The sequence below is a fragment of the Bacteroidia bacterium genome (genome assembly GCA_025056095.1).
In the GTDB taxonomy this organism is placed as follows: Bacteria; Bacteroidota; Bacteroidia; order JANWVE01; family JANWVE01; genus JANWVE01.
The window spans coordinates 1-12,703 of sequence record JANWVW010000067.1 but is presented as its reverse complement, the minus strand read 5'-3'; the positions used below and the strand labels follow the sequence as shown (position 1 = coordinate 12,703).

9 protein-coding genes are annotated in these 12,703 nt (G+C 35.7%); all 9 read left to right on the top strand.

The annotated features are described in order from the left end of the window. Nucleotides 1-826: DUF3883 domain-containing protein (locus NZ519_06825; GenBank protein ID MCS7028466.1), on the top strand; the 826-nt coding region annotated here is incomplete at its 5' end. A 197-nt stretch (nucleotides 827-1,023) separates the two neighbouring features. Then, nucleotides 1,024-1,530, top strand: coding sequence for a transposase (locus NZ519_06820; GenBank protein MCS7028465.1), 507 nt, complete (start codon nucleotides 1,024-1,026; stop codon nucleotides 1,528-1,530). A 335-nt stretch (nucleotides 1,531-1,865) separates the two neighbouring features. Further along, nucleotides 1,866-2,471 (top strand): hypothetical protein, encoded by a 606-nt coding sequence (locus NZ519_06815; protein ID MCS7028464.1) that lies wholly within the window; start codon nucleotides 1,866-1,868, stop codon nucleotides 2,469-2,471. Between the two features lie 158 nt (nucleotides 2,472-2,629). Continuing rightward, on the top strand, nucleotides 2,630-3,961 hold the full coding sequence (locus NZ519_06810; GenBank protein MCS7028463.1) for an ATP-binding domain-containing protein: 1,332 nt from the start codon (nucleotides 2,630-2,632) through the stop codon (nucleotides 3,959-3,961). 28 nt (nucleotides 3,962-3,989) lie between these two features. Further along, nucleotides 3,990-5,780 carry a hypothetical protein gene (locus NZ519_06805; GenBank protein MCS7028462.1) on the top strand — a complete coding sequence of 597 codons (1,791 nt, stop codon included), beginning with the start codon at nucleotides 3,990-3,992 and terminating at the stop codon, nucleotides 5,778-5,780. Then, a complete protein-coding gene (locus NZ519_06800; GenBank protein ID MCS7028461.1) occupies nucleotides 5,755-7,224 on the top strand; it encodes a class I SAM-dependent methyltransferase in 1,470 nt (489 codons plus the stop codon). The genes NZ519_06805 and NZ519_06800 overlap by 26 nt, the downstream gene beginning before the upstream one ends. A gap of 95 nt (nucleotides 7,225-7,319) precedes the next feature. Next, nucleotides 7,320-7,898 carry an alpha-ketoglutarate-dependent dioxygenase AlkB gene (locus NZ519_06795; protein MCS7028460.1) on the top strand — a complete coding sequence of 193 codons (579 nt, stop codon included), beginning with the start codon at nucleotides 7,320-7,322 and terminating at the stop codon, nucleotides 7,896-7,898. Nucleotides 7,899-8,366: 468 nt separating this feature from the next. Next, nucleotides 8,367-11,747: a helicase-related protein gene (locus tag NZ519_06790; protein MCS7028459.1), complete on the top strand. Its 3,381-nt coding sequence runs from the start codon at nucleotides 8,367-8,369 to the stop codon at nucleotides 11,745-11,747. A gap of 9 nt (nucleotides 11,748-11,756) precedes the next feature. Further along, nucleotides 11,757-12,703: type II restriction endonuclease (locus NZ519_06785; GenBank protein MCS7028458.1), on the top strand; the 947-nt coding region annotated here is incomplete at its 3' end.

Here is a 12,703-nt window from a genome sequence, read left to right as displayed (position 1 = left end):
CTCACCCTTAATTGCACTAGTAGCAGTGGAAAAGTCAAAGAACCGCAAAGAATGGGAAAACGAGTACGAAAGAATAAAGCAAAAACTTTCAGCAATCCATTTCTTTGAAACTACTGAAATTTATCTCTCTTATGGAAATGAAACTGACCGACAAAAACGTAGTTCATGGGCAGAAAGTGATAATTTTTACTATGTAGGCAAATGGTATAGCCCAAGAGTGCTAGACGGTTTAGTTGAGCCATTATGTAACTTCTTAAAAATCAGATACGCCGAAAGAATTCTGACAGTTTTACTGTTGGAGTCGTTTGCAAACGGTGTAGAATACCTTAAAGAAAAAGGTTTTGATATTTCTTTAATCCCTGATGATTTGCTCAACCTCAAAGAACCTGAGGTAATAGTAATTAATCAAGGAAATCGCCAGTATAACCAATCCGACGAAGATTTAGGAAAGCAAGGTGAGTTAGTAGTTTTTGAAAAACTGAAGCAAATATACACTAAAAAGTACAACCAAAGTGTAATTCAAACAGAAACGGGCTTTAAGGTTGGAAGCTACGTAGAAGTCTTTTGGCGAAACAAAAACCAAACGACAACAGCAGACCACGACTTTAAAGTTATAGAACTCAACAAAGAGATTTACATAGACAGTAAGGCAACAGCTTACGGAAAGAATGTTGAAAAACTTGCTTTGTATATCTCAGGTAACGAGTTAAACTTAATGGAAAGTGCATACAAATATTTGATAGCAAGGGTTTACAATGCAACAAGCGAAAACGCATCAGTTGAATTTGTAAGACTTCAAATTGACAATAGACCTTTTGATTGTTAATTATCAGATAATTGCTTAATTTTGCTTGACAATACTCTCAAATTTATATCAATATGGCAAGTATTTTTCATAATCTAAACAGCGATAAAAAATGTAGAGCTGCTACGGGCTTAACGCTTGAACAATTTTAGGCACTGGCACAGGTTTTTAGCCAATATTATAAGCCCAAATCAGGTCATCAGTATTCCAAACCACCTGTGTTTACCAATCCCAAAGAAGCACTTTTCTTTGTATTGCATTACCTAAAGTCTTATCCTACACTGGAAAATATGGCTCTATTTAACGTAGATATTAGCACGGTTTCTGATTATTTGAAAATAACTAAAAAATCTTTAAAAGCAGCCCTAAAAGCGCAAGATGTTTTTGTCAATAAAGTATTTAAAAATCAATCAGATTTTGACAAGGCCTTTGAAGGAGTGGAAGATTTGATAATAGATGGTACGGAAATACCGATACAACGACCTGATAATCAAAAGGGACAGCAGGGATATTACTCAGGAAAAAAACGACATACAGTAAAAATGTTGATGATGAGTGATAGCAAGAAGCGAATTTTATATGTAGGTAAATTATGGTCAGGCAGCATACATGATATAACCATTTTTAAAAATGAATTTTCATGGATTAATTTCAGAGGCAAACGGACACATGTAGATTTGGATTTCAAGGTATTGAAGGTATCATATGTAACGCATGGGTTGTAAAGCCCCATAAAAAGCCCAAAGGAAAATTTTTAGGTGATTTTGAAAAAAGCATCAGCGGCGTGCAACGACAAAATATTTTCAAGATTTAGGTGAAAGTAGAAAATGCTTTAGCAGGTTGTAAATGCTTTTTTATCAACCAAATAAGGAGCTGTATGAAGTGTAAAGAACAAATATTAGAAAACTTTCAGCTAAGTGCAGATTTATATAATTGCAAATTGAAATTTTCAATCAATTGATTTTCAGTATTTTAGCTTCCAAAAAATCTATTGTAATTTGGTATCATCTGACATCGACAATGCATTTGATAAAATTGAGCAAAACACAAATTGATTCTTATGAAAAACTTTGCAGAAGAAATAGCCTACTGGTATTTTAGATTAAACGGATTTTTCTTAATTGATAATTATGTGTCACATAAATCCGAAACCCAAACGAATTCTTATGCCGACAATGACATAATTGGCGTAAGAAATCGGTTCGTGAAAGAAATAATAGGATTACTTTCTATTGATGATGTTTGCCCGAAACTAAAGGAAATAGTAGGAGAAATAAATTCTAAATCAGTGGGTATTATCTGTGAAGTTAAAGGGGGCGACACTAGAGTATCTTCTCTAAATGAAAAGAAAATAAAAAGTTGTGTTTCGAGAATGGGACTAATTGAAACTGATGAAGAATTAAATAGGGTTGTTGAGACATTAAAAACAGCAAAGAATTATACAACCGATAATCTCTCAATCAACAAAATATTTGTTACTGTTTCGGACTCTACCATTGCTAATTGGGAAAAAATTGAACTTAAAACAATGATAGATTTTATAAAAAGACGTATATCAAAATATAAAGAAAAAGGGAACGCTTGGAATCACTATGGTTCAACCCTTTTCCAATATTTACTGTATGAAGAAAACTGTATGAAGAAAAGTAAAAAAACGACCGCATAACACGGGTTTTACGTCAGGCGGTGACGTGCAAATTTGGAGATTTGTGCTTTTATTCAAGTTCAGTGCTTGGTTGACAGTTTTGTGCTCCGAAACCCGCCCGAACGCCAAGCGCCAAAACGTTGCATGATATTTTAGAAAAACAAAACAGCCAAGAAACAATGGCAAAATTTAAATTCAGACTTCCGAGCCAAGACGACATAAGAAACTCTACGAACGGACAAATTATGTTGAGCATAATCAACAATGATTATGACGAAAAATTTTCTCTTGTAACAGGTTGTCCTGGTAGTGGTAAAACAACCGTTTCCATTTTTAGGCTGATACGCCTACTAAAAAATAGAAAACCCGCCATATTACTTACCTACCAAAGAATGTTGAAAGTTGCCATTGAAAACTTGCTTGCAAAGCAAGGAATATCAAATAATAAAGTGAATACTATCCATAGTTGGTTTCCAAGCACAACAAAAAGATTGTTGGGATATGAATTAGATGAAACGGATTTTAAAATATCTTATGATACTTCAAAAAGTGCCTATAAAGTATTCAGCAGAACCAAATGTTGGTATATCAAAAAAGAATATATAGATCAAGCCAAATCTAATGGATGGGTTGAAACGGATTATTCTTCACGCTTAACAATTCAACAAGGTGTTTGTGTAATATATGATCGGGGAGAATATAAATTTTACAAAAAACTGTCTGCATTCGAAATAGAAAATGCTTTGCGTGGAAAAGTAGGCAATATGGAACTTATACTTGACGAAGCGCAAGATCTTGAAGAAAGAATTTTTCAAGCGTTTCCGAAAGTATTTGGCAGAATGACAATTGGTGCAGACAATGACCAACAAGTGCACGAAGGTTCAGGTGCAAGCGAAACGATAATAAAGCAAGAAATAAGTCATTCATTAAACGAGTTTACTCTACAATTCAATTACAGGAACACTTATCAAATCTATAATTTTGCAAGGTACTTTGTTCCGAATAGCCCCAAAGCAAACGATAGTCAAACGTTATCAGCACTGAAACGATATAAGAATAACGGAGATTTACCCGAAGTACTTAAATTTAGCGATCAGTCTGATATGCAAAGCAGATTAAAGACAATCATTGAAAACTATAAAGGTTTTAATATTGGTGTATTGTTTCCGTTCAAAAACCAAGTTGAAAACTATCATTCCATAATATCAGGCTTTGGCTTTGAGTGTTCTAAGTATTACTCTGAAATGTCCGAAGCAGAAAAATCTAAGACCGAAAATGACCTAAAAAACATATTGGTTACAACCTTCATTTCTGCAAAAGGAATGGAGTTTGATATTGTAATTATGCCTGAATTTGAGAGTTTAAGAAACACAGACGAAGCCAAAAGGCAGGCTTATGTGGGTTGCACACGAGCTAAAAATAGGTTAGTCATTATGTACACAGGTAGCAAGCCGTCTATTTTAAACAACTTTCCAAGTGATACTTACGATACAGGTGATTTGTTTTATTAATTTGACAAACAGTTAAAAGAAAAAAACAATGGCAAAATATACTATACAACAGCTAAATAAATTAGGCAAAGAAGAAGTTGCAAAAATTGCAGCAACCCTAAATATTTCTGTTTCCACCAAATCAACAAAAAAACAGATTATTGAAAGTATTATTAATTGTCAAAAGGTACCAAGCTTATTCACTGATAAACTGCCAAGTCAAAGTAACAACAGCAATATTGATTTATCAAGAGTTAGTAAGGATAAACTTGATAGTTTATATATATCTTCTTTTGTAATTCAAATAAACAAGTCTAATTTATTAGACTATTTTGGAAGTGCTTTGATATATCCAGTGAATTACGAAACAAGAGAATTGGCAAGAAGCCAACGCACTAAGGATATTCAGCATTTTTCACCTAATCATTTACTCATTTCAGACGGCTTTACTGATGAGCCTAACGAGCAACAAGTTTTGATAGAAGTCGCATTAACCGATTTTGACAAACAAAATTTAGAAAGACTTCACGAAGTGGTTTATCTTTTACCCTATCCTTTACCCATATCCCGTGTAAATAAAATTTATTTTGCAAGTAAAGAAAGCCAAGAGAATAGTATTGCGTCAGCCAGTACATTCCAAGATGCTTTTTTACCAATTCATTTGTTTGATATTTGGACTGAATCCATTGAAAACAGAACTAACATAGTTCGAGAAATTCAAGTATCTCAAATTACTGCAAATAAAAATCTTAAAACTGAAAGCCAAGATAAGTTTAATAGGATTTTGGGTATGTTAGCGTTTATGAAAAATGCTGAAATATATTACGCCAACGAAACTTATGAATTGGCAATTTATAGCGACAAATATCTAAAACTATTAAGAGAAATAAACCCTTTCTTTGATAAACCTGAAATTGGCGTATTGGATAAAGGTAGTTTGTCATTTTACTCAACACTTATTAAACCTAAAAACAGTCCAAACGATACCTTGCAAAAAATTGTCAATGCAATTTATGCCAATGAAACATTTCGCAAAGACATACTTAAACAAATTTTAGGTACACCAACCGAAGAAGTACAAAATGCTTTCAAACTCTTGGTTGGAGACAAAACATTAGAAGCTTTACAAGCAATTGACCAATTAAAACCCGCAGCATTAGAATTAATATTGCTTGCTTTCTTGTTTCGTTTCCGAGACAAAGAAGGTAGCGATAAATATGCTCTGAAAGAGCAGTTACCTGAATTAATCAACAGAAAAACCCTAAAAACGATACGGACACACAATAGAGCAAGTATTGTTTTAGCGGTTTTAGGTTTGTATTATGGTTATAGAAGTTTGCCCAAAGATGAAGAGATTAATTTAAATGACAGTTATTTTGCTTCGTTTAGCAAAAACGGTAAATTCAATATCAAGTACAAACTTGATAATTTGCTTGACAGAATAACTATTGAAAGTGTCTATCAATTTTGCTTTTGGGATAATCAAAAAAATGATTTTGGGTTTCTAAAAGACGATAAAACAGTCGTCAAGTATGACCTTAATGAAGGTTATTCGGACGAGAAAACGTTTTCTATTGTTGAAAACTATCCAATAATAAGAATTTCAAAATGCCACTCAGAGCCTAATAAAAGGCTTAAAAATCAAACTATGGGTATGTGGGCAAAATTTATATCATTCATTAATGTCTTAAAAAAAAATGGCTTGGCACAAGGTGATGTAACTTTTGATACTACGGAATTTAACGTTTGGCTTCATAATAATCCAAGTTCCGACTTAGCAAATCTACTTGCAGAATTTCAAACATTGCAACAAAATGAACCTACAAATAATCAAGGATAAATTACTTTCAGCAAGCTCTGCAAATGAATTGGTAAACTTCATTCAATCTAATAGGAATGAAATTGAATGTTATTTTGTTTCGTTATCCGATGAACAAATAGAACAAGATAAATTTGATTTGCAATCGGCTTGTTTAGAGTTTATCAATTCACCAATATTCCAGACAAATAAATCAAATCCTGATTTCATAGAGATTATCACGCTCTTTGCTGAGCTCTTTGAAAAGATTGGCTTTTACGGTGCTATTGCGATTATCCGCACTAATCTACCCAAGGATAGTTCAATCAGACACCGCCTTAATGCGGTTTATTTATACTCACGTATTGGCAGAAATACCGAGTATATAGAAAAATTTAATGAAATTTTAGAGTCCCTTGAAAAAGCACAAAATTTTGCAGAAGTTGACTACACAGGACAGGTAATACAAGACACCATAAATTATTATTTACTTGGGAAAAAGGCTTTTGAAGCCACTCAGCAAACCGAACTCTTAGATAATTTTAAGACACTTTTCAATTCGCCACAATCTAAGCAAAGGTTTAAGTTCCTCAATCATCCATCACTCAAAGAATACTTAAACGGATATATTACAGATACAATATTTGTTGAACTAATTGAAGAGAAAGTTTATACACCATCTGCGATTACTCAACGAGTGTTTCAAAATTTGATAATAGACCATATCAATACATCGGGCTATTTACAAAAATATAGTAACGATGAAATAAGAGCAGATATTCTAAATTATGGCATGGCTGATTTTACCACAGCATACAAAGACCTAACCCCATACGATAGAGTACAACTCTATTGCTATTTCAATATGCGAAAGCATTTTTTCACAACCTATGCGGTTTATGAAAAGATATTTACAACTCTAAATAGTAATGTTTTTCAAAAAAACAAAGAATTAGTCTTTATAGATTTTGGTTGTGGTCCTCTTACGAGCGGTTTAGCCTTAGCAAGCCTTTACTATGATAATGAAAATGAGCCAATTTCAATGCGATATATCGGTATAGACATTGCAGAAAGTATGCTTGAAAAGGCAAAAGAATTTTCAGAAACGGAATTGTTTAGCCCTAATTCAGTGTTTAACTTTTATAGTAGTTGGGATTTAGTGCCTGATAGGGTAGTAGCAGAAATTACGCAAAACAATTCTTTTGTGATTTTTAATGCTTCTTATCTGTTTGCGAGTAGTTCGTTAGACGAGAAAAGCCTTGCATCATTTGTTAATAAAATCACATCACACTTGATAAGCACAGCCTATTTTGTATTTCAAAATCCAGATAGAGCAGATAGGAACGAAAAATACAAAAAGTTTAAGAAATATGTAGTACATAAAATTGAAGCAAGCGACACACAGAAAGTTTACTACAAGAATAACTCAAATTCTACGTTTGAGCCATCAAGCGAAGTTGTGAATTATGAAATTCTATCACTTTAACTCTTACGACAATGCAAATATCATTATTTGACAACCCTGCAACAGAAAAAAAGATTTCGGAAATCAACCCAAAAACACTTAATGACTTGGCATCATTGTCAAAGATTAAGGGCTTGTTATATATCCCTGAGTACATTACAAAAGAAGAACATGAATCATTTTGGCAGTCTGTAAATGCTGAAAATTGGTTAGGAGATTTAAAAAGGCGGGTACAGCATTATGGTTATAAGTACGACTATAAAGCCCGATTTATAGACTATTCAATGAAAATTGGCGAACTACCTGAATGGGTAATACCATTTGCTAAAAAACTATATCAAGAAGGGTATATGCCTGCTATACCCGACCAACTAATTGTAAACGAATATAAGCAAGGACAAGGAATTGCAAGCCACATTGATTGCGAGCCGTGCTTTGGAGATACGATTATTTCATTGAGTTTAGGTTCTACTTGCGTAATGGAGTTTACCAACAAAAAAACAGGAGAAAAAATTGAAGTCTTATTAGAACCAAGAAGTTTAGTAGTTTTAAAAGATGATGCTCGATATTTATGGACACACGGAATTAAAGGAAAAAAAGCCGACTTCTTCAAAGGAGTGAAATATGAAAGAACAACACGCATTTCATTGACTTTCAGAAATGTAATACTGAATACTTGTGCGATAAAAAAATAAAAACATCGTACAACATTGCATTTGTGCAAGGCGGGCAGACGTGCTAAATTCAGGCTTTTCTGCTTTCAATAAGCTTTGTACGTAGGTCAAATCTCGTTCCTCGCAAATATTTCTTCGCTGGCACCAAGCCTAAAACGACACGACACAGCAAACATTGACCGTTTGACACATTTTGACAAGAAACCAACATACAAACCCTATTGAAAACGGACAACGAGTAAGCCAACACGCATTGCCCCTTAAGTATTTCTCTATATTTTCTCCCTCACTTTAAAACAAGTGCGGAGCATTCACAAGCACCGCTGAAAGAAAAGTTAACACTGCGAGTAATTTTAACCAGCCGCGCAAACGGCACATTAGGTGTTACCCGATACACCAACCGACCCTTTGGCAAAAGCCAAAAGAGTCTCTTTTTGCTAATATTTAAAGATAATTTGCGATATTTCCAAACCAAAACTTAATTGATAAATGTTATTAGACAATAAGACAAAAACAGAAGACAACGAACACTACAAAGTGTTTGACTTCATAAAAGGAAACACCGAAAATGGTTCGCTCGACCTGGTGACAGGTTACTTTTCAGTAAACGCCTTGGCGTTGATGAAAGACCAGATCAATTCAGTTGAAAAATTTCGATTGATTTTAGGTAACCTCACGCAAGAGGAATCTCAACTCAACAAAATAATTGACCTGCTAAATGGAAACACCAGTATCCCTTCTACACTTTCGTTAAGTTCATCTGCTCAAAAAGCTGTTGCGTTTCTGCAACAGGATAATGTTGCTGTTAAGAAAATTCAGAATAATTTTTGCCACGCTAAAACATATATCTACACCGACAAGACCAAAACCAAAAACTATTTCATTGTTGGCAGTTCTAATCTGACCGATGCCGGACTGGGTATTAAGGAAAGTTCAAACATTGAACTGAATATTGCCAAACACGACTATGAATACGAATTTAAAAACCTGAAAAAATGGTTTCAGGAACTATGGGAAAAGGTTGCATCAGAAGAAATAGAATTGCCCGACAAAACCAAAATTAAAGTTAAACAATATATCATTGAACTAATTAAAAACCTCTACAAAGAGTACACCCCGCACGAGCTTTATTACAAAGTCCTTTACGAAATGTTTAAGGACGACATTCTGGAATTCTCTGGTGATGCAGAGTTCAAACGTGAAATTGCCCACTTAGAGGAAACTATCATTTACAAAACGCTTTTCCCTTACCAACAAAAAGGTGCTATCAGTTTGATTAAGATGCTCCAAAAGTTTAACGGAGCCATTTTAGCCGATGCCGTGGGTTTGGGTAAAACCTGGACGGCATTAGCCGTAATGAAATACTTTGAACTAAAAGGCTACACCCTTCTCTTACTTTGCCCAAAGAAACTTTCAAACAACTGGCAGCAATATAAAGTCGGTCAGCAAAGCCGATTTGAAAAAGATGAAATTGACTTTTACATCCGCTATCATACCGATTTACAGGAAGGGCGTTTTGACCGATATAATGACAAATCTCTTCGTTACTTTAAAACAAGACCAAAATTGCTGATTGTAATAGACGAAAGCCACAACCTGCGTAATGATAAATCTTCACGATATCGGTTTTTGGTGGATGAATTACTCATTCCGAAGAACAAAAGCAGAGATGTAAAAGTGTTACACCTTTCTGCAACTCCCATTAATAACAAGCTGATGGACATTCGCAATCAGTTTAAACTGATGACCAAAGGACTGGATGATGGGTTTAAAGGCACAGAATTGGAAATTGAAAGTCTGGAAAATATTTTCAAAACAGCACAAAAAGACTTTAGCGAATGGGCAAATCAACCGGACAGAAAAATTGCTGACTTTATCGCTAAGCTTCCAAAGAAATTCGAAAAGCTGACAGATGCTTTGATAGTGGCACGAACCCGAAAACTGATTGAGGGTGAATTTGGGGAAATAAATTTTCCGAAAAAGGAAGAACCTATTAATGAGTTTGTTGCCCCTGAAAATATTGGCGACTTACAATCATTTGACGATATATTGGACGCTATTTCGGTAAACTTAACAGCATACCGACCAGCCGACTACATCAAAGATATTCAACCCAAAAGCGTACTGGAAGATGAAAGGCAACGCCAGAAGTTCCTCGTTAAAATGATGTATATCTTGTTGGTGAAGCGGCTGGAATCAAGTTGGTTTTCATTCAAAAGCACCGTTGAAAATATTTTAAACCATCACATACATGCACTTGATAAAGTTGAGCAATTTATTCAAAGCCAAACCGATAGTGCCATTCAAGATGATTTGACCGAAGAAGAATTAGAAGAAATTGATGAAACAGCAGCCGAAATAGCTGGTCCAGATGCAGAAGAACAACATTTTACCTTAGGCAAAAAAAATCCTGTCCATCTTTCGCAAATCACGGATATAGATCTGTTTAAACAGCATTTAGCAGCCGACATACAAAAGCTATCTAAACTGAAAGCCAACTTGGATAAGTATGAAGCCGATTTCAACGCCGGGAAGGCAGCAGACGAAAAAATAAACAAACTCATCGAACACATCATCCACAAGCAACAGAAGTCTGACAACAAAAAAGTGTTGGTCTTTACCGTGTTTAAAGACACAGCCAAATTCCTGTATGATGAACTCAAAAAAAGAGGCATTCCCAATATAGCATTTGTTTCTGGTTCTATCAGTGAAACATTTGATGGCTATTCGGGCGAAAAATTTGAACCCATTCTGGAACGATTTGCCCCTTTCACCAAGCTCTATAATGAAAAAGATTGGTCAGAATTGTACGAAAGAATAAATCTTTCAACAGCATACAAAGTAGGAGATAAATGGAAAGTGCCCTATGAAAAATGGTTAGAAATCATCAAACAACACGACCCAATCACACGAGCAAAAATTGAAAACCCTATAGATGTTTTAATTGCCACCGACTGTTTAAGCGAAGGTCAAAACCTGCAGGATTGCGACCTGGTGGTCAACTACGATATCCACTGGAATCCGGTTCGTTTGATTCAGCGGATGGGACGTATTGACCGTATCGGATCGCCCAACAAAACCATTAAAGGAATCAACTTTTGGCCGGGTAAGAACTATGAAGATTATCTCAACCTGAAATCAAGAGTTGAAAACCGTATGGCTTTGATGACCGTGGTGGGAACTGAACTGGACGACCAAATAACTCCCGAACTGCAAAAAATGGTGGAAGAAAATCCGCTATTGCCGAAGCAAGCCCAAAAAATGCTCGAGCAACTGCAATTAACCTGGGATGACGTGGAAACAAGTGAAGAAACCTTGGGCTTGAACGACTTTTCTTTGGAGCAATTCCGACAAGAATTGTTTGAGTTCTTCAAAAAGAATGAAGAGTTTTTTAAAAAAATACCCAACGGCGTTTTTACAGGGTTCAAATTCAAACCCAACAAAAAATGGGAATCCATGCCCGACAGCATTGTTGCAGTGCTGGGTTATCCCAAAAGACCTGACGATGTTACAGACCATGTGTATGATGAAATTCATTTGTTGCATCAAAACATTGAAGAGGGGAAAAGCGGCAAACTGGTTTTAAGCAACAATCAGGAAATACTTACCTTGCTTCGCAACCACAAACTGGAAGCTCGTTACGTTCCCAAAAACATTGATAAGGGCGACGAGGCTGCTTTAAATAAACTGGCAGATGCCGTTGGCAATTGGATAAAATCACAGGTAATCCCTGTAGCCGTAAATCAAATTCAGGAATTGTTTACAGGTAACGCAACACCTCAAAAGATAACGCCCGAACAAAAAAAGCTGGAAGAAAAATTTAAGCCGGAAAATTTCGATTTGATAAATTGGTTTGTAATCTCAAATTAGTAAGCACCCATGAATCTGGACATATTCAATACAGCCAATCTTTTTGAAGCAGCCACCCATCTGTTTCAGCAGTTGAAAATCCAGCTCAACTCCAACACCGCTGAACCGCTGCCCACAAGAGATATTTTAAAACATCATTACAAAGACAACGCCACCTTTAATGCCATTGAAAAAACCTATTTCCTTGGCATTATTGACGATTCGGTTTTCAGAGCAACAGGATTGTTTGACACTAACTATTCCTACAAACAAGCTATTGAACAGGGCGACGAGAACTACAACGGCTTAATGCTATTTGCCTTAGAACTCAATAATCATCCCACCCGAACCGAAATCTCCGAACTGACCAGAGCCTTTAACCGCATCAGCCTAAAAATGCCCGTGGCGCTCCTCCTAAAGTACCCTCCAACATCCTTGTTGGAGGGTAAGCCCTTGCCCGATGGCGAATCCTTCATTTCCATAGCGATCAGCGAACGCTTTAAATACCTGCAAAACTGGCGCCAAGGCGAAAAAGCAGGCAAAGTGATTATGCTGCGCGACATACACACCCAAAACACCCACGCAGGACACATACGAATATTAAAAGACTTAATCACGCCTGATAACGTTCGCAATTATGACCAACTGCATCAGCATTGGCTGCAAGTACTGGATGTAAGCATCCTGAACAAAAAATTCTTTCAGGAACTGTCCAACTGGTATTTCGCAGCGATGAAGGAGGTTTCTTTTCCTGACGACATGGAAAAAAATGAGGAAGTCCGCAACGCTACCAACCTCATTCGCCTCATTACAAGGGTTATTTTCATTTGGTTTATCAAAGAAAAACAGTTGGTGCCTGCTTCGCTGTTCCAAAAAGATTTTGTAGCAAGCATTCTCAAAGACTTCCTCAAAGACAAACACGCCCACAACTACTACAACGCCATTTTGCAAAACCTGTTCTTCGCCACCCTGAACCA